General features: G+C 60.3%; 22 protein-coding genes and 2 pseudogenes. 13 read left to right on the forward strand and 11 right to left on the reverse strand.

The window, feature by feature from the left end; genetic code table 11:
- The first annotated feature begins 103 nt into the window (after positions 1-103).
- Complete coding sequence (locus PH551_RS00150; protein WP_285191394.1) at positions 104-388, forward strand: hypothetical protein; 285 nt, start codon at positions 104-106, stop codon at positions 386-388.
- Positions 388-1302: an HD-GYP domain-containing protein gene (locus tag PH551_RS00155; RefSeq protein WP_285191395.1), complete on the forward strand. Its 915-nt coding sequence runs from the start codon at positions 388-390 to the stop codon at positions 1300-1302. The genes PH551_RS00150 and PH551_RS00155 overlap by 1 nt, the downstream gene beginning before the upstream one ends.
- 78 nt (positions 1303-1380) lie before the next feature.
- Here PH551_RS00155 and aptA read toward each other — a convergent pair whose 3' ends face one another.
- From aptA to PH551_RS00185, 6 genes are all read right to left on the reverse strand, one after another.
- Positions 1381-2706: an omega-aminotransferase AptA gene (gene aptA, locus PH551_RS00160; protein WP_285191396.1), complete on the reverse strand. Its 1326-nt coding sequence runs from the start codon at positions 2704-2706 to the stop codon at positions 1381-1383.
- Positions 2707-3046: 340 nt separating this feature from the next.
- Positions 3047-3364, reverse strand: coding sequence for an ArsR/SmtB family transcription factor (locus PH551_RS00165; protein ID WP_085778959.1), 318 nt, complete (start codon positions 3362-3364; stop codon positions 3047-3049).
- Positions 3365-3471: 107 nt separating this feature from the next.
- On the reverse strand, positions 3472-4221 hold the full coding sequence (locus tag PH551_RS00170; protein WP_221156114.1) for a HugZ family pyridoxamine 5'-phosphate oxidase: 750 nt from the start codon (positions 4219-4221) through the stop codon (positions 3472-3474).
- A 31-nt stretch (positions 4222-4252) separates the two neighbouring features.
- A complete protein-coding gene (gene choV, locus PH551_RS00175) occupies positions 4253-5305 on the reverse strand; it encodes a choline ABC transporter ATP-binding protein (RefSeq protein WP_064804161.1) in 1053 nt (350 codons plus the stop codon).
- On the reverse strand, positions 5302-6147 hold the full coding sequence (gene choW / locus PH551_RS00180; protein ID WP_085778957.1) for a choline ABC transporter permease subunit: 846 nt from the start codon (positions 6145-6147) through the stop codon (positions 5302-5304). The genes choV and choW overlap by 4 nt, the downstream gene beginning before the upstream one ends.
- 74 nt (positions 6148-6221) lie before the next feature.
- Positions 6222-7178 carry a choline ABC transporter substrate-binding protein gene (locus PH551_RS00185; protein WP_285191397.1) on the reverse strand — a complete coding sequence of 319 codons (957 nt, stop codon included), beginning with the start codon at positions 7176-7178 and terminating at the stop codon, positions 6222-6224.
- A 234-nt stretch (positions 7179-7412) separates the two neighbouring features.
- On the opposite strand from PH551_RS00185, the gene PH551_RS00190 reads away from it, so the two are divergent.
- From PH551_RS00190 to PH551_RS00200, 3 genes are all read left to right on the forward strand, one after another.
- The gene (locus PH551_RS00190) at positions 7413-8015 is read left to right on the forward strand and encodes a thymidine kinase (protein ID WP_285191398.1); all 603 of its coding nucleotides are present in this window, start codon (positions 7413-7415) and stop codon (positions 8013-8015) included.
- A gap of 227 nt (positions 8016-8242) precedes the next feature.
- Positions 8243-9316, forward strand: a complete 1074-nt coding sequence (locus tag PH551_RS00195) for a hypothetical protein (RefSeq protein ID WP_285191399.1) — start codon at positions 8243-8245, stop codon at positions 9314-9316.
- Positions 9317-9547: 231 nt separating this feature from the next.
- Positions 9548-10678 carry a DUF2333 family protein gene (locus PH551_RS00200; RefSeq protein WP_285191400.1) on the forward strand — a complete coding sequence of 377 codons (1131 nt, stop codon included), beginning with the start codon at positions 9548-9550 and terminating at the stop codon, positions 10676-10678.
- An 11-nt stretch (positions 10679-10689) separates the two neighbouring features.
- Here the strand turns inward: PH551_RS00200 and PH551_RS00205 are convergent.
- A pseudogene (locus PH551_RS00205) lies at positions 10690-11148 on the reverse strand (PAS domain-containing protein).
- Between the two features lie 45 nt (positions 11149-11193).
- Positions 11194-11919, reverse strand: coding sequence for a helix-turn-helix transcriptional regulator (locus PH551_RS00210; protein WP_085778952.1), 726 nt, complete (start codon positions 11917-11919; stop codon positions 11194-11196).
- Between the two features lie 332 nt (positions 11920-12251).
- Here PH551_RS00210 and PH551_RS00215 point away from each other — a divergent pair, with 332 nt between their 5' ends.
- On the forward strand, positions 12252-13877 hold the full coding sequence (locus PH551_RS00215) for a COG3904 family protein (protein ID WP_285191401.1): 1626 nt from the start codon (positions 12252-12254) through the stop codon (positions 13875-13877).
- Between the two features lie 67 nt (positions 13878-13944).
- Here the strand turns inward: PH551_RS00215 and PH551_RS00220 are convergent, their stop codons facing one another.
- Positions 13945-14475, reverse strand: coding sequence for a TIGR00645 family protein (locus PH551_RS00220; protein ID WP_097596981.1), 531 nt, complete (start codon positions 14473-14475; stop codon positions 13945-13947).
- Positions 14476-14630: 155 nt separating this feature from the next.
- Here PH551_RS00220 and PH551_RS00225 point away from each other — a divergent pair, with 155 nt between their 5' ends.
- A complete protein-coding gene (locus PH551_RS00225; RefSeq protein ID WP_285191402.1) occupies positions 14631-16310 on the forward strand; it encodes a formate--tetrahydrofolate ligase in 1680 nt (559 codons plus the stop codon).
- Positions 16311-16492: 182 nt separating this feature from the next.
- Here the strand turns inward: PH551_RS00225 and PH551_RS00230 are convergent, their stop codons facing one another.
- Positions 16493-17443 (reverse strand): extensin-like domain-containing protein, encoded by a 951-nt coding sequence (locus PH551_RS00230; RefSeq protein WP_285191403.1) that lies wholly within the window; start codon positions 17441-17443, stop codon positions 16493-16495.
- 96 nt (positions 17444-17539) lie between these two features.
- On the opposite strand from PH551_RS00230, the pseudogene PH551_RS00235 reads away from it, so the two are divergent.
- The 6 genes and pseudogenes from PH551_RS00235 to queF all read left to right on the forward strand — a co-directional run.
- Positions 17540-19059 (forward strand): annotated as a pseudogene (locus PH551_RS00235) (TonB-dependent receptor domain-containing protein); the annotation flags it as partial.
- 266 nt (positions 19060-19325) lie between these two features.
- Entirely contained in the window at positions 19326-21515 is a 2190-nt protein-coding gene (locus PH551_RS00240; RefSeq protein ID WP_285191404.1) for an anthranilate synthase, read from the forward strand.
- A gap of 103 nt (positions 21516-21618) precedes the next feature.
- Positions 21619-21858, forward strand: coding sequence for a hypothetical protein (locus PH551_RS00245; protein ID WP_085778946.1), 240 nt, complete (start codon positions 21619-21621; stop codon positions 21856-21858).
- Between the two features lie 14 nt (positions 21859-21872).
- Positions 21873-22529, forward strand: a complete 657-nt coding sequence (locus tag PH551_RS00250) for a DUF2161 domain-containing phosphodiesterase (protein ID WP_183704779.1) — start codon at positions 21873-21875, stop codon at positions 22527-22529.
- 225 nt (positions 22530-22754) lie between these two features.
- Positions 22755-23669 (forward strand): CDF family cation efflux transporter EmfA, encoded by a 915-nt coding sequence (emfA, locus tag PH551_RS00255; protein WP_285191405.1) that lies wholly within the window; start codon positions 22755-22757, stop codon positions 23667-23669.
- Positions 23669-24133 carry a preQ(1) synthase gene (queF, locus tag PH551_RS00260; protein WP_285191406.1) on the forward strand — a complete coding sequence of 155 codons (465 nt, stop codon included), beginning with the start codon at positions 23669-23671 and terminating at the stop codon, positions 24131-24133. Before emfA ends, queF begins: the two co-directional genes overlap by 1 nt.
- A gap of 135 nt (positions 24134-24268) precedes the next feature.
- On the opposite strand, the gene PH551_RS00265 is transcribed toward queF, so the two are convergent.
- Positions 24269-25024, reverse strand: coding sequence for a DUF2076 domain-containing protein (locus tag PH551_RS00265; RefSeq protein ID WP_285191407.1), 756 nt, complete (start codon positions 25022-25024; stop codon positions 24269-24271).
- Between the last annotated feature and the right edge of the window lie 139 nt (positions 25025-25163).

Raw genomic sequence — 25163 nt, forward strand, 5'->3', positions numbered from 1 at the left:
CCTTCAGAGGCTGTGCCAAGGACGACCGGTAACGGTGCGATCAGCGAACCCGCCGGCCATGTTTGACTCGGTGAGGGCTCTGGCGAGATTTCTAGAAATTTTGATGAGATTGCGCAAGTTCATAACAAAATGGAAAGAAAATTCGGCCCATCCGGCCGAGAATTCAGTCGAAACCGATCATTTCCTTCGATTTTCCATGATTTTCAGAGGCGAGGCGGCGAATGGTCACGACCTGCCTCCGGACAAAATCACCTCCATAAGGTTGTCTTTAGCTTTCCTATTAACCGTTAGTTTGGCCAAGGGCAGTAGTATCAAGGAGACCCCGAATACCGCCGCATTGAAAAAGAGTCCTGTACAAAGAATTAGCTATCGGGAAACAGAGATCTGATGCTCAAGCGTATCGACGCCGGTCAGGTGTGTATCGGAATGTTTGTGGAGGTTGTCGAGGGCCTGTGGCAGGATCCGTTTTTGTCCAAGCGCAGATTTTCCCTGCGACGCGAAGTTGATGCTGCAAAAATTCGTAAATGCGGCACTGCCGGCGTCGTCATCAATACCAGCAAGGGGCTCGATACCAACGGCCTGCCGGGCCGTGACGTCGAGATCGACATTCAGGCCGCGCGCGACACCGTCCAGAGATCCATGCCGTTGTTGGAACAGGCTTTCGCAAAGCTGCGGAACGGCGATGGCGTCAGCATAGATCATGTGGCGCCGGTGATCTCGTCCGTCTCCAAGTCGATGGATGAGAACCCTGCGGTGTTCCTGAGCGTCACGCGCCTGAAATCAAAGGACGAGGTAACCTTCCTGCATTCCATTTCGGTGAGCGCGCTGATGATCCTTTTCGGCCGCCATCTCGCACTTGACGAGCATACGATTCGGATGCTCGGCACTGCGGGTTTGCTGCACGATGTCGGTAAGCTTGAAGTTCCAATTGAGGTGCTGAACAAGGCAGGGCCTCTGGAAAAGGATGAGATCGGCTTGCTTCGGGGCCATCCGGAGAAGGGGCACGCGATCCTGTCGCGGCAGGAGGGCATGTCGGACATCGTTCTCGACGTTTGCCTCAATCATCACGAACGCATCGACGGCAAGGGCTATCCGCGCAGCTTGCCCGCCAGCGAGGTGAGCCTCCACGCGCGGATGGCCACGATCTGCGATGTTTATGACGCCATTACCTCTGTGCGGCCATACAAGGCGCCGTGGAGTGCCAGCCAGGCACTGAAATGGATGTTCGGTGCCGAGGGGCATTTCGATCGCCAGCTCCTGAAAAAGTTCGCCCTCTGCCTCTCCGTCGCCTCTGTGAGCTGAGGTCTCCATTTTCAGACGAAAAGACCCGCGAGAACATTGTCCATCGCGGGTCTTTGGCACTGACCTTCGTGAGCCTCTTCAGATGTTGTTCTGAAGGATGGTCCTCAGCTTGCCGAAGAGCTCGTCGATATGCTGCTTCTCGATGATCAGCGGTGGTGAGAGCGCGATGATGTCACCGGTGGTGCGGATCAGAAGCCCGCTCTCATAGGCCTTCAGGAAGGCGGTGAAGGCGCGCTTCGTCGGCTCGCCGGCGATCGGGTCAAGTTCGATTGCGCCGATCAGACCGGTGTTCCTGATGTCGATGACGTTGGGGCAGTCCCTGAGCGAATGCAGTGCATCGGCCCAATAATCGGAAAGCTCAGCGGCGCGGGTGAGCAGACCTTCTTCCTTGTAGGTGTCGAGCGTGGCGAGGGCTGCGGCGGAAGCGATCGGGTTCCCGGAATAGGTATAGCCGTGGAAGAACTCAATCATGTGCTCCGGGCCGTTCATGAAGGCGTCATGGATTTCGGAGGTGACGAAGACGGCGCCCATCGGAATGACGCCGTTGGTCAGCCCCTTGGCGGTGGTGATCATGTCGGGCCTGACGTCGTAATATTGCGCGGCGAAGGGGGCGCCGAGACGGCCGAAGCCGGTGATGACTTCGTCGAAGATCAGAAGGATGCCGTGTTTGGTGCAGATTTCGCGCAGCTTCTGCAGGTAGCCCTTCGGCGGAATCAGGACGCCCGTGGAGCCGGCCACCGGCTCGACGATGACGGCCGCGATGGTGGAGGCATCATGCAGCGTGACGATGCGCTCGAGTTCGGTGGCGATGTCGCCGCCATGCTCAGGTTCGCCGCGGGTGAAGTTGTTCTTGCCGGGCTGGTGGGTGTGCGGCATGTGATCGACACCGGTCAGGAGCGTGCCGAACATCTTTCGGTTGGCGACGATGCCGCCGACGGAGATGCCGCCGAAATTGACGCCGTGATAGCCGCGCTCGCGGCCGATCAGGCGGAAACGCGAACCGTTACCCTTCACGCGGTGATAGGCAAGCGCGACTTTGAGGGCAGTCTCGACGGATTCGGAACCGGAATTGGTGTAGAGGACGTGGTTCATGCCTTCCGGAGCGATATCGACCAGGCGGTTCGCCAGTTCGAACGCCTTGGGATGGCCGAGCTGGAAAGCCGGCGCGTAATCGAGTTCGCCCGCCTGCTGGCGGATCGCTTCGGTGATCTTCGGGCGGCAGTGGCCGGCGTTGACGCACCAGAGGCCAGCCGTGCCGTCCAACACCTGACGACCGTCATGGGTGGTATAATACATGTCCTTGGCGCCGACGAATAACCGCGGCTCCTTCTTGAACTGGCGATTGGCCGTAAAGGGCATCCAGAAGGCACGAAGATCATTCGGTGCATTGAGGCGGTTGGACATGCTGTTCTCCTGGCCGTTGGCGGCCCATTCCCGAGGGGTTTTTCGTCCGAATTTTTACTGCCCGGTCAAATTATCAGCGCTTCCCAACGCGTCAACGAGAAAAGTCCCAACGCTTCCCTTCTGTTCAGCATCCGATGTTGCGTCGCCGGCAAGAAGTCGGCGGTTGGGCTGATGACAGGCATCAGACGAAGGTCACACAGAATCCTGAAAAAAACGACCGGCAAATCGCGTGATTTGCCGGTCGTGTCTTTAAGGTTTAGGTGCTGAAATACGTTGCCGATGCTCCCAGGGGTATTCCCATGCGGCGCGGCACCGGCCGACTGTTATGTCAGCGCTATCATCAGGCTGCGGATCTATTTCGGCTCGGAACGAGGTAGATGTCTTCGAGCGTCGCCAAGATCTTCATGACAGGCTCGGATGTGCTCGAATAGTAGATGGTCTGGGCGTCGCGGCGGGTCTTGACAAGCTTCTGCGCGCGCAGTTTCGAAAGGTGCTGTGAAAGCGCCGACTGGCTGAGGCCGACTTGTGTGGCAAGTACGCCGACGGCGACTTCGCCCTTCACCAGGCTGCACAGGATCAGCAATCTTTTGGGGTTGGCCATGGCTGACAATAGTGCTGCCGCCACATTCGTGTGGTCAGCCAAATCAGGGGTTTCCATATTCTTATCTTCCTAATGCGAAACGTACATCATCTATTGGTAAGGGCTGTCTGCCGGAGCCCGCGGCAAAATTAGCAACTGGGCTCGAAGATTGTATATACCTAAAATTAAGGTATCGAGTATGCTATTTTAGATATGTTTGAACAAATGTGATCGGAATCCACAGCGGGCGTTTCGAATTCGTATCGCAGCAAAAAGTCGCCGGAAATGATTTCAAAGCCCGCCGGATCGATGCCGCAGATGCGCCAAGAAGCCGATTTCGGGGCTTTTAAGCGCGCTGCAAGGGTTTCCGCCACATCGGGATGGCGCTCTACTAAATCTCGCACTGTTTCGGCCGCTTTGGCGGCAATCTCTTCGATTGCCGGCGATTGGATGATGAGATCCCCGCCGTCGAGATGGTAGGCGCGGCCGAAGCCGGCGTTGAGGCTCGCCTGCTCCGGTTTGAGACGGAAGAACAGAAAATCGGGGAAATCGATATAGAGATTTGCCTTGGGATGGCGATCGAGAAAACGCGTGCGAATGCGCTCGTGGAACCGATGACCATGCTCAATCGGCTCCGCCGTGCATTGGGTCGTCAGCCGGCTATGGGCAAGCGGATCGCCTTTGCCCGGCTCACCGGTCAGCAACGAGGCGCGCGGGTCTCGTACTAGCGCTTTCGTGTGAGCCGAAAGCTTCGAAACGAGGATAACGGGCGCGCCGTCGACATCGGTAGCGAGAAGGACACGGCTGGCAAAGGGAAAACCAGTGTCGGGATCGAGAACGGCAATTGCCGCGTACCGTGCGGAGCGCAGCAGCACGCGGGCGAGCCTACGGGCCTCGTCGTCGGTTTCGCGTAAGGGCGAGGGCTGATCTTTCATGTCCGCTTTGTGGCAAAGCGGATCGAAAACATCAAGCGTCCTCCTTGCGGCGATGGCGCGTGAGGCCGGCGACGATATCCTGGGCGGTGATGGTGCCGATGACGGTGCCGTTTTCCACGATGCCGATGCTGCCCGGCTGGCGGGCGAGTACGTCGAGGACATCGACGAGCGGGGTCGCGGCGCGGGCCGTGGCGCTGACGCTCATACCGGCAGCGGTCTGGCCCAGGCCGGGCTGCATAACGTCGGCAGCCGTCAGCATGTTGATCGGGTTGAGGTTCTGCACGAAGTCGGCGACATACTGGTCCGCGGGGTTCTTGACGATGTCGTGCGGCGTTCCGCACTGAATGATCCGACCGCCCTCCATGATGGCGATGCGGTTGCCTATGCGGAAGGCCTCGTCGAGATCGTGGCTGACGAAGAGAATGGTCTTCTTCAGCCGCCGCTGGAACTCCAGGAGTTCGTCCTGGAGGCGGGTGCGGATCAGCGGGTCGAGCGCAGAGAAGGGCTCATCCATGAGCAGGATCGGGGCGCCGGTGGCAAAGGCTCGGGCAAGGCCGACACGCTGCTGCATGCCGCCTGACAGCTCGTTGACCTTACGGTTCGCCCATTTCGTCAGGTTGACGAGTTCGAGCTGCTCGCCGACGCGGGCCTTGCGTTCGGCCTCCGGCATGCCGGCGAGTTCGAGACCGAAGCCGACATTTTCGGCGACGGTGCGCCAGGGCAGGAGGGCGAACTGCTGGAACACCATGGAGACGGTGTGGGTGCGCAGTTCGCGCAGCGCCTTGGCATTGCATTTGTAAGGGTTGACGAGGCCGGTGGTCGTGGAGACCGCGACGTCACCGCGCACCACGGGAGCGAGCCCGTTGACGGCGCGCAGCAAAGTCGACTTGCCCGAACCGGAAAGGCCCATCAGCACGAGGATCTCGCCTTCCTCGATCGTCAGCGAGGCATTGGCGACGCCCAGCACCAGGCCGGTCGCGGCGCCGATCTCGTCGCGCGTTTTGCCCTGGTCGGCCATGGCAAGGGCGGCTTCCGGCCGATCGCCGAAGATAATGCTGACATCCTTGAAGCTTACCGCGGTCATGCGCCCTCTCCTTCACCCGCCGTGCGGAACATGCGGTCGAGAATGATCGCCAGGATGACGATACAGAGACCGGCTTCGAAGCCTTTTGCGACATTGACAGTGTTCAGCGCACGCACGACGGGCACGCCGAGACCATCGGCGCCGACGAGTGCGGCGATGACCACCATCGACAGCGACAGCATGATGGTCTGGGTGAGACCCGCCATAATCTGCGGCGCGGCGAAGGGAAGCTCGACCTTGCGCAGCACCTGCATCGGCCGCGCGCCGAAGGCGACCGCGGCTTCGACGAGGGAGGGTGGCGTCGAGATGATACCGAGACGCGTCAATCGGATGGGAGCGGGGATCGCAAAGATGACAGTCGCGATCAAGCCCGGAACCATTCCGAGGCCGAACAGGATCAGCGCCGGGATCAGGTAGACGAATGTCGGAATGGTCTGCATCAAATCGAGTACGGGGCGCATGGCTGCATAGACCCAGGCGCGGCGGGCGGCCGCGATACCCAGTGGAATACCGATCACCATGCTGACGAAGGTGGAGGCGAGCACAAGCGCGAGCGTCTCCGTAGTCTCCTTCCAGTATCCTTGATTCATGATGAGCAGCAGCCCAACACAGGTAAAGAGCGTAATCGCGATCGACCGCCGCAGCCAAAAAGCGAGGGCGGAAATGACCGCAATGACGATCAGCGGATGCGGCTTTTGCAACACGAAGAGCAGGCCGTCGATGACGTGCGACAGCAGAAAGGCAAGTTGGTTGAAGAACCATTCGCCATTCGAGGTCAGCCAGTCCACGAAGGATTTGGCCAATGGGCCGATGGGAATCTTAGAGTCGGTGATCCAATTCAAGAGCGCGCCTATCCCGAAAAAATTAACAATCGGACAAAAATGAAACGGGGCGGCGAGCCGCCCCGTTCATGTGATCAAAGGCCCAGGCTGGTCTTGGCGGCCGCCAGCGCGTCGCCCTTGCCGTCGCGGGTCTTGACGCCGGCGAGCCAGGGCGCGAGCGCCGACGGGTTGGCCTTCAGCCATTCGGTAGCCGCAGCTTCCGGCTCCTTGCCGTCGTCGAGGATCTTACCCATGATCTGGTTCTCCATGTCGAGGGAGAACGTCAGGTTCTTCAGCATGGAGCCGACATTCGGGCATTCGCCGAGGTAACCGGCGCGGACATTTGTGTAGACCTTGGCACCGCCGAAGTCGGGACCGAAGACGTCGTCGCCGCCTGTGAGGTAGGTCAGTTTGAAGTTGGTGTTCATCGGATGGGGTTCCCAGCCGAGGAAGACGACGGGCTTCCCTGCTTTCTCGGCCCGAGCGACCTGGGCGAGCATCCCCTGTTCGGAGGATTCGACGACTTCCATATCCTTCATTCCGAAGGTGTTCTTTTCGATCAGATCCATGACGAGGCGGTTGCCGTCATTGCCGGGCTCGATGCCGTAGATCTTGCCGTCGAGATCGTCCTTGTGGGCGGCGATATCCTTGAAATCCTTGATACCGAGCTCGGCACCCTTGGCGTTGGTGGCGAGCGTGTACTTGGCGCCGACGAGGTTCGGGCCGAAGGATTCGACCGACTTGTCATCGATGTAGGGGCGAACGTCCTTTTCCTGCGTCGGCATCCAGTTGCCGAGGAAGATGTCGATGTCCTTGTTCTTCAGCGAGGTATAGGTGACCGGCACCGAGAGGACCTTGATGTCGGTCTGGTAGCCGATGCTTTTCAGGACGACGGAGGCGGTCGCCGTCGTAGCGGTGATATCAGTCCAGCCGACGTCGGAGAAGCGGACGGTGGAGCAGCTGTCGGGATCGGCGGCGAAGGCGGCGGTCGCAACGGAGAGGGCGGCGACGGCAGTTGCAGTGACGAGTTTGAATGTGCTTGTTGTTTTCATTTTAGACTCCCAGTCTTTAGGTCCCCAAGCCAATCACCAATAACCCAGTTTGACAAGCGACCTCAGTGCGTTTGCGTCGTATCGGAGGGTGCGATTGCGACGTTTGCGGTTTTTCCGATGTGCCCGGTTTTCGAGGCTTTCGACGGAGTTCAGACGGCGATTCCTGTGATTATTGCCCTTGCGGGTCTTTTCTTTGCCACTCCGAGCTTTCAATAACCGATCAAGGAGACTCTGATGGCAAAGCTCTATTTCAACTATTCGACGATGAATGCCGGCAAATCGACGATGCTGCTGCAGGCCTCCTATAATTACCAGGAGCGCGGCATGCGCACGGTGCAGCTGATCGCCGCCTTCGACGAGCGCGCCGGCCGGGGCGTGATCGGCTCGCGGATCGGGCTGGAGGCGAGCGCCATTCCCTTCGAACCGGACGAGGATCTGTTCCGACTGGTCATGACGCTGAGCGGTGAAGGGGCGCCGATCTCTTGCGTCTTCGTCGACGAGGCGCATTTCATGACGCCTCTCCATGTCTGGCAGCTTGCCCGCATCGTCGACCGGCTCGGCATCCCCGTGATGGTCTACGGGCTAAGGACGGATTTTCAGGGCAAGCTGTTTCCAGCCTCACAGGAGCTTTTGGCGATTGCCGACGAAATGCGCGAGGTGCGGACGATCTGCCATTGCGGGCGTAAGGCGACGATGGTGGTGCGGCTGGACGCGCAGGGAAAGGTGCTGCACGAAGGCGCGCAGATCGATGTCGGCGGCAATGAGAAATATGTCTCGCTCTGCCGCAGGCACTGGGACGACGAAATGAATGGGGCCTGGATGGCCGAGCCGGTCTGAGACCGTCTATGAAGAGAGCGCCCTGGAGCTCGAATTCGTTAGACGGGAATGCGTCGAAGGCAAGCTAGCGGGGAACCTACGGAGGTCGAGCCCGTGGCGTTCCTTGAGGAGCTGAAAGCCGAGCGGCGCTCCGAGCGCGTCTAGTTAGAAGCTCCCTCGATGCTAACCGCTCACACTTTTCGGCGTTATGCTCTAGCTTGAGGCAGAAGATTCCCTGGAGAGATTAGGTGCGCAGAGCCCCGCCATTCGATAGCCTGTACGAATCCGCAGGCGGCCTTGCCGAAAAGATTGCGGCCGAGGGAGCCTATTGCGAAGCCTGCATCCGCGGCTTTGACAGCGACGAAACGCGGTCGGCCGACCAGGTTTTTCTCGAACAGAACGCGCGCTTCCAGGCCCATATTGCCGATGGCACGGCGCTCGATGCGTTGCTTGCCGAACTGGTCTTCACATTGGACCGGATGACGGCGGAGGTTTCGGCCGATCTCGATAGTTTCCGCGGATTGACGCTGCGCGAGAAAATGGCAGGCTGGACGTCGCGCCAGAGAATGTGGCGCATGTATACCGAACGCGTGCGCGAGGCGCCGGTCATCGAGCGGCTACTCGATCTCTTGGCGAAATCGGACGCGCTCGCCAGGCTGATCGTGAGCCAGCGCACCTCGATCATCGAACGCCACAAGATAGCCGAGCACGGGCTCGTGGGCATTGTCGAGCAACGGCGCCGGCTGGTCGATTCCATCGATATCGCCCGCCTGAAGATGAAGGAGCTCAACGCCAAAGCACTGACGACGCAGGGCCGTATCGGCGTCTATGGCAACAGGGCGCACTGGGAGCAGATGGAGGCAGAGCGGCGGGCGTTGAAGGCAGAGGCCGAACGAATTTCGGCCGAGGAGCACGAGATGCGGGACGACAGCCAGCGGCGCGAGCGCTTCATCGGCCTGTTCCAGGCTTTCGTCGATTCGCTGAATGGCCGGATCGGTGCCTGCAACGTCTTGCTGCGCAAGCTGATGATCGATGTCGAGGAGCGGCTGATCATCTATCAGGCGCAGGTCGATACCGACCGGCCAGGCATGAAGGTCAGGATCAAGCCGGAACTGTTCCCCGATATTGCAACCCCGATCAGGCTGTTTGAGAAGGATATGCTGGTCGCCCAGGATCTGGAGCGGCGCAAGAGCCGGGCCGACCTCGACGTCGCCGGAAAATTTCCGGCTTACGCCGAGCTGGCACCGGAAACGTCGGGAGCGCCGCTCATCGATACGGCGCGCAGATCCTTCCGCTTCAGGTTGCCGTTCCTGCGTTCCTGAGCCGTGACGCGCGCGGTTCGCGCTGCTTCATTCGTAAAAATCGAGGGCTCTTGTTGTGCTCGGGCTGGCGAGCGCATATGTGGATGCAGCGGGGCGGCGATGTCCTCCTGCATAATTCCTTAGATTGGAACCATTTAAGGAATTATGCAGTGACTCAAAGTGCTACAGCGTCCTTAGCGCGTCTAAAACGCGCGGCGCGGTAGTGTTCGCCTCGCCTGACAGGAGACGACGATGCTTGACCGGATTGCCGGTTTTTTCAGGCGGATCGGCCAGACGATCGGCCGCTGGGCCCGCCTGTTTTCCGCCTGGGCCTTTTGGCCCTTTCTTGGCGCGCATGGCTGGTACCAGCGCCGGAGCTGGTTGATCCGGCTGCCGATCATCGCATTCGTGGCGCTCTTCGCCGTACTTTACGGCTATTTCTTCTGGCAGACGCAGGTCTGGTCGAACTTCAACACTGCCTTCGTCGACCAATACCGCTTTTCGGAACGCAAGATTGCCGCCGGGCAGGAACTGCCGTCCGCCGAGGGCGCGAGCGGCGCGGCCATCAAGACCTGTCAGCGCTCAGCCATTGTCGATGTCACGGCTGACCTTACCGATTTCAACGTCAACCAGAACGCATGGATTTCTTCCATGCTGCTCTACAAAATGGGCTTCTTCGGGATCGACTGGGATCACACGCCCTTCCTCGACAACAAGGCCTCGTTCCAGCGTGGCATCAACCAGGCAGTCCGGCGTACCTCGGCGGAACTTGTCGATACACTCGGGCGCGTGCGCGGCACGTCTGGCATCAACAACGATCTGCAGAGCGCGCGCGGCAATCTGCAGTTCGACGAATATAGCTGGTATTTCGGGCTCAATCCGTTCGGGCCTAAAACGCCAACGCCTTCCTACTACCGCTCGGCGATCGGCAGCCTGCGCAAGTTCAATACTGATCTGTCCGCCTGCAACGTTATTTTCGACGGCCGCGCCGACAATCTGATGCAGTTCATCGACCGCATCGCCAACGATCTCGGCGCCACTTCCGACATGCTCGCCGAGCGTTCGGAACACCATAATCGCGGCTGGTTCGATACGCGTGCCGACGACCGGTTCTGGTTCGCCTACGGCCAGCTTTATGCCTATTACGCCATCCTGACGGCTGCACAGGCGGATTTCTCGCAGGTGGTGCAGGAACGCAATCTCGGCGCGATTTGGAGCGGCACTACGCGGCAGTTCCAGGCGGCACTGCGCATCCAGCCCTCGATCATCTCGAACGGCCGCGAAGATGGCTGGATCATGCCGAGCCACCTCGCGACCATGGGCTTCTATATTCTGAGGGTGCGCTCGAACCTCGTCGAGATCCGGTCGGTGCTCGATCGTTAGAGCGTTGCGCGTCAGCGGCGCCCCGTATGATCCTCGCAGCCAACGACGCGCAGCCTCTCGACGAATTCATAGGTGACGCCGACGATGCCGCCGCCGCTGGCATCGTCACGGAAGCGGCCGATGCTGCGCACCAATTTGTAACGCCGAGCCGGTTGTGGACGCGATAGACGAATGGAAGCCGACGCCGTGACGGCTTGCCTCCTCGGAGGTCTGGGCGATCAGGCTGCGGTCTTCGGCGTGAATTCGAGACATCAGTTCGGCCAGATTGACCGGCCCGTCGCTATAGGGAAGATCGAAGATCGTGTGCACATCCTCGCTTGCAAAGAAATGTCCGGTTTCGATGTCGATGCGCCAGAAGCCAAAAGGCGATAGGCCGCAACCATCTGGACGATTTCCGCATCCATGATGCCGATATGGACGCGGGACTGTGCTATCTTGTCGACGACAGGCTGTTCGAAACGAAGAGACACGATTCTCCCAATCACGGGACGACGTGCTGACCCTCTTCTGATTTTTCAGCTGATCAGCTTCAATCGAATTGCTTTTGCTACCAACTGGGTGCGATTGACGCAATCGAGTTTCTTGATCGCGTTGGTCATGTAGGCGTTTACCGTGTGATCGGAGAGCGCCAGGATCTGGCCGATTTCGATCGAAGTCTTGCCCTGTGCCGTCCAGCGCACGACTTCAAGTTCACGCGCCGACAGCGCATTGTGCGCGTTTTCCTCGTTGCGCCTGACGGCATTGTATGCGTCGAGGGCATGCAGGATGATGATCGCCAGCTCGTTGACCTCGCTCTGGCCGAGCGCCGCACGCTCGCCGCAGAACCAGAAGACCAGGCGCTGCCCATCGAGTGCAATCGTCGGCATGGCAACACCCGCAGGTATCGCATGGCGCAGCATCAAGGCGCGCAGTTCGGCTGGAAAAGCCTGTCCATTGACCGTATCGTCGAGGTGCCAGGCCTGCGGCACGGCCGACTCCCTCAGCCGTACGCCGAAAGGGCAACCCCGCATCATGTTGGCGCGATCGAAGTCTCTGATATAGGCCGCGGGAAGCGAGCTTTCGATCAGTAGCGGTTTCAGGAGGAGGTCTTCCGGCGAGGGAGCGTGCATCAGCGTCGCATAGGACAGTCCGAAAGCCGCAGAGACCCTGCCGAGCCCTTGTGCAAACAGGCCGCGCGTTCCTGCAACAGCAAGTTCCGCCGCAAGCAACGACTGTCTTTCAGAGGTGGTCATATAAGACATTTGTACGCCTCCGGCAGCCCCAATGTTAACGCTATCAAATACACAAACACTGCTGGATGCTAGTCCCAATCGCCTTATCTCAAGCCGATTAGTACGAAACGCGCAGAAATAGTCACGACTGCGCGCGCCTCGGTTGAGTTGGGGCTTGTGCAAATAGCGTTGTGGTATCTTTGACTTCTTCCGCGGCGGGATAGCTGCGGATCTCGCCTGCTCCGGGGGCGAAGAGAATCACGCCGGAAGAGCTTGAGCAGCGAGAGGCGTCGAAATCTGGCTTGCTGCGGCACGATGCAATTGATAGGCGTATTATCATGTATAACTGAGGCGATTTAATCGTGCGCTTTGCACCTGCTCTGGCTTTTAAGCATCTGTTTTCTCTGGCAGTACTTGTTTTTCTTTTGTTGAACTTGTCGATCGGTGCCGCGCCTTCGCAGGCGGCTGGGCAGAAGAAGCCGGCAGGGCAGCCCCCGATGCGTTTCATCATCGTACACAGCCTCCTCTGTATAGAAGACTGTCCTGAATGGATATCGGCGGAGGGCCGCATAACCGCCGATACTCCCGCCCAGCTTAGAAGAGTTCTGAAGAAAATCGGGGACCGCAAACTGCCCGTCGTCTTCCAGTCAGAAGGCGGTGAGGTGGATGCCGCCTATGCAATGGGCCGGATGATCCGCAAGGCAGGCCTGGAAACAGCCATAGGGGGCACGCGACTGAAGGATTGCCCGGAGGATGATGCGCGTTGCGCCGCAGCTATCGCCAAGGATGGCAGCTCGGTCGGCGTCACCTATTCGGATGGTGCATACTGCTTTTCCGCATGTCCGCTGGCCTTCGCCGGCGGCATCTCACGCGTCTCGTCGCAATGGGCCTTCATCGGCGTCCACCAGATCACGACTGTCTACAACAGGGTGCGTATCTCCTATCGGATCGAATATAAGATCGTGAACGGCAAGAAGACGGAAATTTCCCGCAAAGAGGTTGGACGCAAGGCGGTGGGACAGAGCAGCTCCACCAAGCTCGGCAAGAAGGCGACTGCTGCCCTGACGACCTATTTGAAGGAGATGGGCGTTAGCGGCGATCTGATCGCCTTGATGATGAGTACGGCTCCTGATCGTATCACGATCATACCGCCCGCAGATGCACTTCGCATGGGGCTGAACACCGACATGCTGTCTTACAATGAGTGGCCGGGCATGCCGCTCTGCGTGCCGGATGCCGCCACTGATGCCGTCTGCCACGGCCATTCTGCAGTCGCAGACACAAGCGAGAAACTGCCGACAACCCAGCCGATGGACTTTCTGCTGATGCATCATGGCAATTGTCAGGAGGAGTGCACGCAGTGGATTTCTGCGGAAGGAGACATCACGCCGGATACCCCGGTTCGGCTGAAGGCGATCTTGGAGACGCTCGGCCAAAGAAAGCTGCCGGTCGTGCTTCAGTCCAATGGCGGGGACATGGATGCGGCTTTCGCGATGGGACGTATAATCCGTGCTGCAGGCCTGGAGACCTCGGTTGGCAGAACGCGGTTGCCGAACTGCCCGACGCTAAATCCGCGTTGCAAGGCGAGCATGGCCAAAAGCGGCCCAACTGAGGGGGAGGTCTCCGCCGGCGGGGCATACTGCCTTTCGACCTGTGCTCTCGTCTTGATGAGCGGAACGCCGCGAATTGTCGGATATTCCGATATTGGCCTCGTGAGACCCACCACGGCTGAATCTGCGAAATTCTTCGCCTATTTCGACGAGATGGGTGTCAATTCCGAGTCTTTCGAGGCGATGATGATCGCGACCTCGATTGAGCGAAAAGAAATTCCTCGTGCTCAGGCGCTCGAACTTGGGATCGTCAATGGCATCATCCCTGATGGCGATGAGCCCGGCGACCGCCTGTGTGGACCCGATGCCAAGGAAAGTCTTCGATGCCCCAGAAAAGCTGAGGCAGAGATCATTCCTGCTGCTGGGGCCTCGAACTGACGCGGAAAGGAAGGCCTCGACTGCCGGCCTGCCCGCGCATCGACCTGACAAGCGGTTCGTCGTCTCTCTATCCCTCGTCCTTCAAATCGTTCTTCGACGTCACACTCATGAGCTTCTCCAGGAAGCCGAGCATGACGGCGGAGGCGACGAAGGTGAGGTGCATGAGCGTCAGCCACATGATCTTGCCGTCTTCGTATTGGTCGGCATTGAGGAAGACCTGCAGCAGATGAATAGAGGAGATGGCGACGATCGAGGAGGCGACCTTGATCTTCAGGCTGCCTGAATCGAGCTTGCCGAGGAAAGAGACCTCGTTGTCGGCGCCGTCGGCTTCATCGAAGCGGCTGACAAAATTCTCGTAGCCTGAAATCATCACCATGACGATCAGGCTTGCGACGAGGGCCGCATCGATCAGGCTGAGCATGGCAAGGATCATGCCCGCCTCGTCGAGAATGAAGACGTTGGCGGTGATCTTCAAGAGCTTATAGCCGAAGGAAACGGCATAGGCGGCGAGCGCCAACACCAAGCCCATGTAGAAGGCGACGAGGAGCCAGCGGCTCGACAGGATGATACGCTCGACGAGGAGTTCCAATGCTTTCATGTCTTCACCTTCAAAATCCGCGACGGTTGAGCGCCCCATAACCGTCCAGCGTGGCGGCTGCAAGGCGAGCGCTATTCACAGCTTGGCGATATTTCGATATCCCACTGACGAGGGAAACGCCTTCGCGCCCGCGCAGGCCGCAATGGGGAGCATCCATGCCAGCAATCAAATCGGATATCGAGATTGCGCGTGCCGCGGCCAAGAGGCCGATCTTTGAGATAGGGGCAAAGCTCGGCATCGGGGCCGAGCAGCTCGTCCCCTATGGTCACGACAAGGCAAAGGTCAGTGCCGAGTTCATCGCGGCGCAGGCTGGCAAGAAGGACGGCAAGCTGATCCTTGTCACGGCGATCAATCCGACCCCGGCCGGCGAAGGCAAGACGACGACGACTGTCGGCCTCGGCGACGGTCTGAATCGGATCGGCAAGAAGGCGATCGTCTGCATACGCGAGGCTTCTCTCGGCCCCTGCTTCGGCGTCAAGGGCGGTGCGGCCGGCGGCGGTTATGCGCAGGTCGTGCCGATGGAAGATATCAATCTGCATTTCACCGGCGATTTCCATGCGATCACCTCGGCGCACAATCTACTGGCGGCGATGATCGACAACCACATCTACTGGGGCAACGAAGAGAATATCGACATTCGCCGCATCACCTGGCGGCGGGTCATGGACATGAACGACCGGGCGCTCAGAAGCATGGTCTCGTCGCTCGGCGGCGTTGCGAACGGTTTTCCGCGCCAGGGCGGCTTTGACATCACCGTCGCCTCGGAAGTGATGGCGATCCTCTGCCTTGCTGCCGACCTCAAGGATCTGGAGCGGCGGCTCGGCGACATCATCATCGGCTACCGCTTTGATAGGACGCCGGTGCGTGCGCGCGACCTGAAAGCCGATGGCGCGATGGCGGTGCTGCTCAAGGATGCGATGCAGCCGAACCTCGTACAGACGCTGGAGAACAATCCGGCCTTCGTGCATGGCGGCCCGTTCGCCAATATCGCCCATGGCTGCAATTCGGTGACGGCGACGAAGACGGCGCTGAAGCTCGGCGACTATGTGGTGACGGAAGCGGGATTCGGGGCCGATCTCGGGGCTGAAAAATTCTTCGACATCAAATGCCGCAAGGCCGGGCTGAAACCGGATGCGGCAGTTATCGTCGCGACCATCCGGGCGCTGAAGATGAATGGCGGCGTGAAGAAGGAGAATCTCGGCACGGAGGACGTCGCGGCGCTGCAGAAGGGCTGCGCCAATCTCGGCCGGCACGTTGCCAATGTGCGCCGCTTCGGCGTGCCCGTCGTCGTCGCGATCAATCATTTCGTCATGGATACCGATGCGGAGATCGCGGCGGTGAAGGAATTCGTCTCGCGGCTCGGCGCCGAAGCGATCCTCTGCCAGCACTGGGCCAAAGGTTCGGCCGGCATCGAGGAACTGGCGCATAAGGTGGTGGAGCTGGCCGAATCGGGCCAGGCGAAATTCCAGCCACTCTACGGCGACGACATTTCGCTGTTCGAGAAGATCGAGATCGTCGCCTCGAAGATCTACCATGCCGGCGAGGTGACCGCGGACAAGGCGGTGCGCGATCAGCTGCAGACATGGGAGGAGCAGGGCTACGGCAAGCTGCCAGTCTGCATGGCGAAGACGCAGTATTCCTTCTCCACCGATCCGAACCTGCGCGGCGCGCCGGAAGGCCATATCGTCTCGGTGCGGGAGGTGCGGCTTTCAGCCGGAGCCGGCTTCGTCGTCGCCATCACCGGTGAGATCATGACGATGCCCGGCCTGCCGAAATCGCCGTCGGCGGAGCGGATTTTTTTGAATGAGCAGGGTTATATTGAAGGGTTGTTCTGATCAGAGGCGGACTTCCCGAAACGCTCGACCAGACGGTGCTCCCGACGCTTTTCAAAGTCTGGATCGATAAACAAACGGATAAGGCTTTGCATCGTGCCGAGGAACAACGGTCCGATGGCGAAGGCCCAATGGAACTCACCGGTAAATATGAAGTCGACAGCGATGATCAGGAAACTGGTTCATCAGTGACAATAGCGATAGCCGCCCTTCCTTTCAATGACGTCGAGATGAAAATGGGTCTCGTGGGCGGCGTCACTTTCGGGGTCGAGGACAGTGGTGAAATAGAGACAGCCGGCGGCGCTGACGGTTCGCTGAAAGGCGCCGGTCAGTGTGGAGTCCTCGCGGCGGGAGCGGACGGCGACGTCCTCGCCTTTCTCGAAATGGAAGCTTGCAATGTCGATAGCGTTGCCGCGAGCATGTTCGGAGATCTTGCCGGTTCCGGCGCCGTTGCGCAGGCGGCACATATAGGACGTTGCCTGGTTAACTGATGTGATGCGGCCCTGTCCAGGCAGGGCAGCGGCGGCGGCGGGGATGACGCTCTCCTTTATCCAGCGGGCAAGCGCGAGGGCGGCCGGGCAGCGCATTGTCGCTTCCGGCTTGAGCGCAACGCCGGGCAGGGCTTCGGAGACGATGATCGGCTTGTCGATGCCGCAGCCATTGCCGTCGTCGATGCGCGGCGCTTCCTTAAAGACAACGCCCAGAGCCTGAAGGGCGGCGGTGCATTCTGCATGTTCAGCATCGCTCTCGGGCTCGATTGTCAGTTGCTGCTCTTCGAGCGTCTGCTCGCCCTGCGGCTTGTTTTCTTCCGGCGACTGGGGGCGACCGGCAGTACCCGGCGGCAGCGGCGGACCTTGCATCGGTTCCGTCGGCTCCGGTTTTGCCGGGGCGGCCTGTGGCGCGGGCGTCTGGCCAGATGCCGGCGCCTCCGGCTCCTTCACGTCAGGTTTCGGCTGAGGGGCGGGAACTTCCTCCGGTGCGGGCGGTTCCGCCTTTTCCGCGGGCGGGGTAGACGGGCTGGTCGTTTGTCCGGTATCGGGCCGAGGTTCTGGCAAGGGGCCCTGCGCAGGCAGGCGGGCGCCGGCAAGAAAGACGCTAGCGGCGAAAAGGATCGCCAGTGTCGAAAGTTTCCTCAATGGGCAGAGATCCTAGTATCGTCGCGGGTAACAACGCATGAGGGCGTTTTTCGTTGCAATTGTGCAACGCCCTACGAGATCGTTGAAACTTGATGAGAGGCGAACCCGGCTGATTTCGACCAACACAACCTGCTCTTCAAACTGCGCCAGGAGCGGGAAGGCGGTCATCGCATCGGCTTGACGGCGGAACGCTTCCGCAGCGACCTGGAAACCGACCTGCACCATCTTCAGGGAGGAACCAGCCCTCGCAACTTCATGATCGACAATTATGACGGCCGCGAACAGCGTGACCGCGATCGCGTATCGCTCGACTACGATTATGAAGCGCAGTCTTCCGACGCGGTCTTCAGCAGTGCGCGCGCCACGCTTTATTGGCAGGATTTGAAGAAGGAGGCCGGCAGCGGGGGCCGTACGACCGCCAACGTTGCCTCTGGCCGCAACAACGAGGTCGAAAACGAAACCTGGGGCTTCAGCGGCACCGCGACCAGGGACTTCGAATATTCCGGCCTCAGCCACTCCGTTCGCGTCGGGCTCGACGTCGGCGTCTCCAGCTGGAGCCAATATAGCTGGGCCCTGTGCCCGACATTGACGACGTGCCCGGCGCTGAACAACCAGGCGGAAGTGCCGAATGTGGACAGTCAGATCCTTGGGCTTGTTGTCGAAGACAAGATCGAGATCGGCAACACCGGTTTCACGATGACGCCCGGCTTCCGCTTTGACCGGTTCAACTACGATCCCTCCACCGGCGGCGGTTTTAACAACAATACCGGCCTTACCCGTTTCGGCGATCTTCGCGACCGAACGGAAGCCGTCATGTCGCCGAAGATCCTTGCGACAGACGACCTGAGGCCTGATGTAGAGCTCTATATGCAGCTGGCGGTCGGCTTCCGCGCGCCAACCGTCGATGAACTCTATAGCCGCTTCTATAACCCCACCGGCCGCTACGCCCAGCTCGGCAATCCTGATCTGGAACCGGAAATCGGCCGCGGCATCGAAGTCGGCGCCAATTTCGACACGGGCGATTTTACCGGCAGGGTCGCGGCTTTCCATACCCGTTATCAGAACTTCATCGAGACGGTGACGAGCGTCGACGCGACAGGCTTTACTGAGTTCAATTACACGAACGTGGCTGCGGCGACGATCTCGGGTATTGAAGCCAGCACCGTCAAGACCTTCAATAACGGCATCAATCTGCATGCTTCGCTTGCCTGTGCCCATGGCAGGAACGAAGAGACCACCCAGCGCCTGCGCTCGGTGGCGCCGTTCAAGGCGATCATCGGCGGCGGCTGGAGCAATGCGACCTTCGGCTTCGACCTTTCCTCGACGCTTGCGGCCGGCATGCTCACGGACCATCTCAATACACCGGTCACGAACACCAACGACACGACCTTTGATGCGCCCGGTTACGCAATCGTCGACTTGACCGGTTGGTGGACGCCGAACAGTTGCCGGGCCTGCGCGTCCAAGCTGGTGTCTGCAATATGTTCGACCAGGAGCACTACAACGCGCTCGCCGTGCGCAACGTCAATCTCAGCTCGGCGACGGCGTCGCAGCCGCGGGAGTGGTATTCCGAGCCGGGTCGCACATTCAAGGTCTCGCTCACCAAGACTTTCTGAGCCAGTCATGCCTTCAAGGCTGGAGAGGGGCGGCTTTCGGGCCGCCCTTTTCATTCGTGCGATCGCCTCTTGCGTGGCGGCTGATCTCAGGCTAACAATTTTCGCATGATCAAGTCTTTGAACATTGCTGTTTGGTGGTGGGCTCGCTGAGGCGGCCTCGACCAATCGTGTCCAAAGACGACGACGAGTGAGCCGCCCGAAACTTCGAGGCGGCTTTTTTGTTTTATCGCCGCCTGTCGTCCGGGCCCCGATAACGGAGTGGAACTATGGTAACGATCCTGCGGGATGATGGTGCGGAAATCTACGAGACCAAGGGTGGCATCACCGTCACCCGGCAGCGGCGGGCGATCCCTTATGCCGATGCGGTCTCCTCCTATGTCGACAAGCTCGACGAGCGCCGCGGCGCGGTCTTCTCGTCGAACTACGAATATCCGGGCCGTTATACGCGCTGGGATACCGCCGTCGTCGATCCGCCGCTCGGCATCTCCTCCTTCGGCCGCGACGTCTGGATCGAGGCCTATAATGAGCGCGGGGAGGTGCTTCTCGGCTTTGTGACCGAGCGGCTGAAGACGGTGCCCGAGCTTGTGCTCGGTGCCTCCTCCGGCCGCCGTCTCGACCTTTCCGTCAAGGCGCCGGATCGGGTGTTTACCGAGGAAGAGCGTTCGAAGATGCCGACGGTTTTCACGGTGCTGCGCGCTGTGACCGACCTTTTCTATTCGCAGGCGGATGCGAGCCTTGGCCTCTACGGCGCCTTCGGCTACGACATCGCCTTCCAGTTCGACGCGATCGATTTGAAGCTGACGCGGCCCTCTGATCAGCGCGACATGGTGCTCTACCTGCCGGACGAGATCCTGGTCGTCGATAACTATGCCGCGAAAGCCTGGATCGACCGCTACGATTTCGAGAAAGGCGGCGTGACGACCGAGGGCAAGGCTGAGCAGATCGCGCCGGAACCCTTCAAGCAGACGGATGCCATTCCGCCGAAGAGCGACCATCGACCGGGCGAGTATGCCGAACTCGTCGTCAAGGCGAAGGAGAGCTTCCGCAAGGGCGATCTGTTTGAAGTCGTGCCCGGGCAGAAATTCATGGAGCGCTGCGACAGCAAGCCTTCCGACATTTCCAAGCGGCTGAAGGCAATTAATCCATCGCCCTATTCCTTCTTTATTAATCTCGGCAATCAGGAATATCTGGTCGGCGCCTCGCCCGAGATGTTCGTGCGCGTCTCCGGCCGGCGCATCGAGACCTGCCCGATCTCGGGCACGATCAAGCGCGGCGACGATCCGATCGCCGACAGCGAACAGATCCTGAAGCTCCTGAACTCCAAAAAGGACGAATCCGAACTCACGATGTGCTCGGATGTCGACCGCAATGACAAGAGCCGCGTCTGCGAGCCTGGCTCGGTCAAGGTGATCGGCCGCCGGCAGATCGAGATGTATTCGCGCCTCATCCATACGGTCGACCACATCGAGGGGCGGCTGCGCGACGACATGGACGCCTTTGACGGGTTCCTCAGCCACGCCTGGGCCGTGACCGTCACCGGTGCGCCGAAGCTCTGGGCGATGCGCTTCATCGAGAGCCATGAAAAGAGCCCGCGTGCATGGTATGGTGGAGCGATCGGCATGGTCGGCTTCAATGGCGACATGAATACCGGCCTGACGCTGCGCACCGTGCGCATCAAGGACGGCATCGCCGAAGTGCGCGCCGGGGCGACGCTGCTCAACGATTCCATTCCTGAGGAAGAAGAAGCCGAAACCGAATTGAAGGCCTCTGCCATGCTTTCCGCCATCCGAGACGCCAAGACCGGCAATTCCGGCAAGATCCAGCGCGACGTTGCCAGCGTCGGCAAGGGCGTCAACATCCTGCTCATCGATCATGAGGACAGCTTCGTCCACACGCTGGCCAATTATTTCCGCCAGACCGGGGCAACGGTTTCAACCGTGCGCACGCCGGTGCCGGAAGAAATCTTCGACCGGTTGAACCCGGATCTAGTCGTGCTGTCGCCAGGTCCCGGCAATCCCAAGGATTTCGATTGCAAGGCGACGATCAAGAAGGCACGGGCGCGCAGCCTGCCGATCTTCGGCGTCTGCCTTGGCCTGCAGGCACTCGCCGAAGCCTATGGCGGGGAATTGCGCCATCTGGCGCTGCCGATGCACGGCAAGCCTTCGCGCATCCGCGTGCTGGAACCCGGCATCGTCTTCTCCGGCCTTTCGAGGGAAGTGACGGTCGGCCGCTACCACTCGATCTTTGCCGATCCCTCGACGCTGCCGCGGGAGTTCATCATCACGGCGGAAAGCGAGGACGGCACGATCATGGGCATCGAACATGCCAAGGAGCCGATCGCTGCGGTGCAGTTCCATCCCGAATCGATCATGACGCTCGGCGGTGATGCCGGCATGCGGATGATCGAGAATGTCGTGGCGCATCTGGCGCGCAAGGTGAAGACGAAGGCGGCCTGAGCCTAGCTCTATCCCGCCCCTTTCCATGTGCGGATAGGGGCGAGGGTTGACTCCGTTAGGCAAATCAGAACATTTCCGGAACGATCAACCGGGAACTATCGCCGTGGCCAGTGCCGAGAAGTTCATCGTCCTTCCCTACCGCAAGAACCGCGGCAGTCTCGTGCCTGGCGAAATGCGTCAGGCCTCGAATGCCGTCAGCGCGGAAAAGATCGCTTCGGCGATGGCCGAGCGTTTCGTCGGCGTTGCGGCCTATGCCGTCATGGTCGACGAGGAGACCGGCGACATGACCTCGCCGCGACTGCTCGCACGATATGGCGAGATTGCCGATCTCAACGCCGCCTGAGGCGCGATTTTCTGATGGAGACATCGCTCTACCTGCCGGTCAAAGCCTTCCTGGAAGCGGCCGGTTATGTGGTCAAGGGTGAGGTCGGCGGATGCGATCTCGTCGGGTTGAGCGATGGCGAGCCGCCGGTCGTGGTGATCTGCGAGCTCAAGCTCTCCTTCAATCTGGAACTGCTGCTTCAGGCGGTCGACCGGGCTGCCGTGAGCGACGAAGTCTGGATCGCGGCGCGCGTTTCGGCCAAGGGGCGCGGGCGGGAGACGGACAAGCGCTACCGCGACCTCTGCCGGCGCCTCGGCATCGGTATGCTCGGCGTCTCGGATGGCGGCGAGGTCAGCGTCATCGTCAGTTCGATCTCGCCGATGCCGCGCACCAATCCCAAGCGGCGCTCACGCCTCGTCAAGGAGCATCAGCGCCGTCGCGGCGATCCTGCCGTCGGCGGCGGCTCGCGGGCGCCGGTGATGACGGCCTATCGCCAGCAGGCGCTGCTCTGCGCGGCCGCACTCGACCGCGGAATTGTGCGTCCGCGAGATATGAAGGCGCTGACGCCAAAGGCCGGTCCGATCCTGCGCGACAACGTCTATGGATGGTTCGAGCGCCGGGAAAAGGGCGTCTACGCCCTGACGACGGCAGGCCAGGCCGCGCTTCTGCGGTGGCCGCAATCTCTCGGGTAAGATTCCGCTCCCCCGGCGCTGTAGAGGATCGCGTATCGGGTGCCGGCACTGCTTCCCATCGGGAAGCGACCACTGGCTGTGAAGAGACCCCTCATTCTCTTTGACAAATCCTCCATCATCGCCCATATCAGCCGCAACTGGGCCGCCTGCGCGACATTCGCGTGGGCGGTTTTGCATTTCAATGGCTTGGACCCTGCAATTCATTCGCAACCGCAGGAGGACGATATGAGCGACAACGGCGATCTTACTGTTCAAAAGCTGGCGATGTGGGGTATTCCGCTGTCCCTCGGCGTCATGGGCCTGAAGATGGTGGCCTGGTGGGTGACCGGATCGGTGGCGTTGCTGTCGGACGGGCTCGAATCGACGGTCAACGTCGTGGCCGCCTTCATCGCCTTCTTCGTCATCCGCTACGCGCAGAAGCCGGCCGATCACGACCATCCTTTCGGCCATCACAAGGCGGAATATCTCTCCGCCGTGACCGAAGGCGTGCTGATCGTCGTCGCCGCGTTGCTGATCGTCAAGGAGGCGATCAGTTATCTCGCGGAACCGCGCATGCTCGATGCGCCGGTGCTGGGTCTTGCGATCAATATTGCCGCCGGCCTCATCAATGCGGTCTGGGCGCGGCTGTTGATTCGGACCGGACGCAAACATCGCTCGGCGGCGCTGGCGGCGGATGGGCAGCATATCATGTCGGATGTGGTGACATCCGTCGGCGTGCTTGTCGGCCTGCTACTGGCGCTGGCGACGGGGTATGCGATCTTTGACCCGGTGCTTGCCATCCTCGTTGCGATCAACATTCTGTATCAAGGCTGGAAGGTGATCTCGCAATCGATCAGCGGTCTGATGGACCAGGCGGTCGAGCCGCAGGAGGAGGAAGCTATCAAGCAGGCGATTGCCACCCATGCGGCGGGTTCGATCGGCGTGCATGACCTGAAGACGAGGCGGGCAGGCACCGTCACTTTCATCGATTTTCACATGGTGGTGCCCGGCACTATGTCCGTGCGGCAGGCGCATGATATATGCGACCGCCTTGAGGATGCCATCAGAGCGGTGCATGAGGGCGCCAAAATAGCCATTCATGTGGAGCCCGAGGGCGAAAAGGCCCATGGCATCCGCGTTAAAGTCATCAAGGAGGCATGATGCCGAATACCGATGTTTCCAGCCTGTCGATGCTGGGTCAGCAAACCGAAACCGCGAAATCGCCGGAAGAGGCGGTGCTGGAAAAAGTGCCGGCCAACCATGCCGGCACCGACTATGTCGTGCGCTTCACCGCGCCGGAGTTCACCTCTCTCTGCCCGATGACGGGGCAGCCGGATTTCGCCCATATCGTCATCGACTACATCCCCGGCGAATGGCTGGTGGAATCGAAGTCGCTGAAACTCTTCCTGTTTTCCTTCCGCAATCACGGCGCCTTCCACGAGGATTGCTCGATCTACATCGCCAAGCGCATCGTCGAACTGCTCGACCCCAAGTGGCTGAGGATCGGCGCTTACTGGTATCCGCGCGGTGGCATTCCGATCGACGTCTTCTGGCAGACGGGCAAGCCACCGGAAGATGTGTGGCTGCCGGAGCAGGGTGTCGCCACCTATCGTGGACGTGGGTGAGGAGCGTCGGGCAAAGCCCGAGCAATCGATCCAGTGAATCGATTGCAGCGACGAACGCCCTGAGCTTAAAGCGAAGGGCGGGGATACGGTGCGGCAATTGATTACAAACTGCCGCTCATTTCTGCTCGTTAGACCTCAAACATCCGTCACGTCGTCGGCGGACGAATCATCACTATAATCATCGCCGTCATCGTAATCGGCCTGCTGCAGGTTGTCGTCATTGTCATTGCCGGCAATATCCGCGGCCTGACGGACGTCGTCATTGCCGTAATAATTGTTGATGATGGTTTCCTCGGTCGGGGCGGCTGCATTGCCGAAGGGGTTGGCGCCGAAGGGTGAGCCCCAGCCGAGCGAGGACATGTGGTTGCCGAAAATGCCGCTCAGGGAGTTGGCAAGCAGCATGCCGCCGGCAACGCCCGCGGCCGTGCCGAGTGCACCTCGCAGAAAGCTGCCGCCGGCAGACGGCGCGTAGGCCTGCTGACTCCAGGGGCCGGTGGGCTGCTGCGGCGTCTGGCGATCGCGCGGCTCGTCATAGGCGCGGGACGGTTGCCCCCAGGGGCCGGGGTTGGAGGGGACAGGCGCGGGCTGCTGCGTCTGGGTATTGCCGAAGATTGAGCTCAGGAAACCGCCGCCCTGTTCGGCCTGTCGGTGCTCGCTGGCTCCGGCTTCAAACTGCCGGACGCGCTCCTCAAGTTCCTTGATGTGGTTGGCGGCCGCTTCCAGCCCCTTTTCCTGCACGATGACGGCCTGGGCGAGATAATAAGTGGCGGACGGCTGCTCGCGCGTCGCCTGGTCGATCAGAGCTTCGGCCTCGCGGTCGCGCGGCTGGGCTTGCGCGGTGCGCACGCGATCGAAGAGGGCGGTCAGCAATTGGCGTTCTTCCGGTGACATGTCCGGTCTCCTGTTGATCTCTTTTGGCGATTGCCATGTGAGAGGTGAGGTAGGAACCGATTCCGGCTTTTCAAAGCCTTCCACCGTTACATTTCAGTAAGGCTTGCGGAACAGTGCGCGGCTTCTTAAGGATATCTCC

Source organism: Rhizobium atlanticum (assembly GCF_030182485.1).
Classification (GTDB): Bacteria; Pseudomonadota; Alphaproteobacteria; order Rhizobiales; family Rhizobiaceae; genus Rhizobium.

Bases quoted from the DNA above. Each gene is read 5' to 3' on its own strand.
- PH551_RS00200 (WP_285191400.1), top strand. From the start codon at position 9,548: ATGCTTGACCGGATTGCCGGTTTTTTCAGGCGGATCGGCCAGACGATC.
- PH551_RS00225 (WP_285191402.1), top strand. From the start codon at position 14,631: ATGCCAGCAATCAAATCGGATATCGAGATTGCGCGTGCCGCGGCCAAG.
- PH551_RS00210 (WP_085778952.1), bottom strand. From the start codon at position 11,919: ATGTCTTATATGACCACCTCTGAAAGACAGTCGTTGCTTGCGGCGGAA.
- PH551_RS00240 (WP_285191404.1), top strand. From the start codon at position 19,326: ATGGTAACGATCCTGCGGGATGATGGTGCGGAAATCTACGAGACCAAG.
- PH551_RS00150 (WP_285191394.1), top strand. From the start codon at position 104: ATGAGATTGCGCAAGTTCATAACAAAATGGAAAGAAAATTCGGCCCAT.
- choV (WP_064804161.1), bottom strand. From the start codon at position 5,305: ATGACCGCGGTAAGCTTCAAGGATGTCAGCATTATCTTCGGCGATCGG.
- PH551_RS00250 (WP_183704779.1), top strand. From the start codon at position 21,873: ATGGAGACATCGCTCTACCTGCCGGTCAAAGCCTTCCTGGAAGCGGCC.
- aptA (WP_285191396.1), bottom strand. From the start codon at position 2,706: ATGTCCAACCGCCTCAATGCACCGAATGATCTTCGTGCCTTCTGGATG.
- PH551_RS00220 (WP_097596981.1), bottom strand. From the start codon at position 14,475: ATGAAAGCATTGGAACTCCTCGTCGAGCGTATCATCCTGTCGAGCCGC.
- PH551_RS00165 (WP_085778959.1), bottom strand. From the start codon at position 3,364: ATGGAAACCCCTGATTTGGCTGACCACACGAATGTGGCGGCAGCACTA.
- PH551_RS00265 (WP_285191407.1), bottom strand. From the start codon at position 25,024: ATGTCACCGGAAGAACGCCAATTGCTGACCGCCCTCTTCGATCGCGTG.
- PH551_RS00185 (WP_285191397.1), bottom strand. From the start codon at position 7,178: ATGAAAACAACAAGCACATTCAAACTCGTCACTGCAACTGCCGTCGCC.
- PH551_RS00155 (WP_285191395.1), top strand. From the start codon at position 388: ATGCTCAAGCGTATCGACGCCGGTCAGGTGTGTATCGGAATGTTTGTG.
- queF (WP_285191406.1), top strand. From the start codon at position 23,669: ATGCCGAATACCGATGTTTCCAGCCTGTCGATGCTGGGTCAGCAAACC.
- emfA (WP_285191405.1), top strand. From the start codon at position 22,755: ATGAGCGACAACGGCGATCTTACTGTTCAAAAGCTGGCGATGTGGGGT.
- PH551_RS00190 (WP_285191398.1), top strand. From the start codon at position 7,413: ATGGCAAAGCTCTATTTCAACTATTCGACGATGAATGCCGGCAAATCG.
- PH551_RS00170 (WP_221156114.1), bottom strand. From the start codon at position 4,221: ATGAAAGATCAGCCCTCGCCCTTACGCGAAACCGACGACGAGGCCCGT.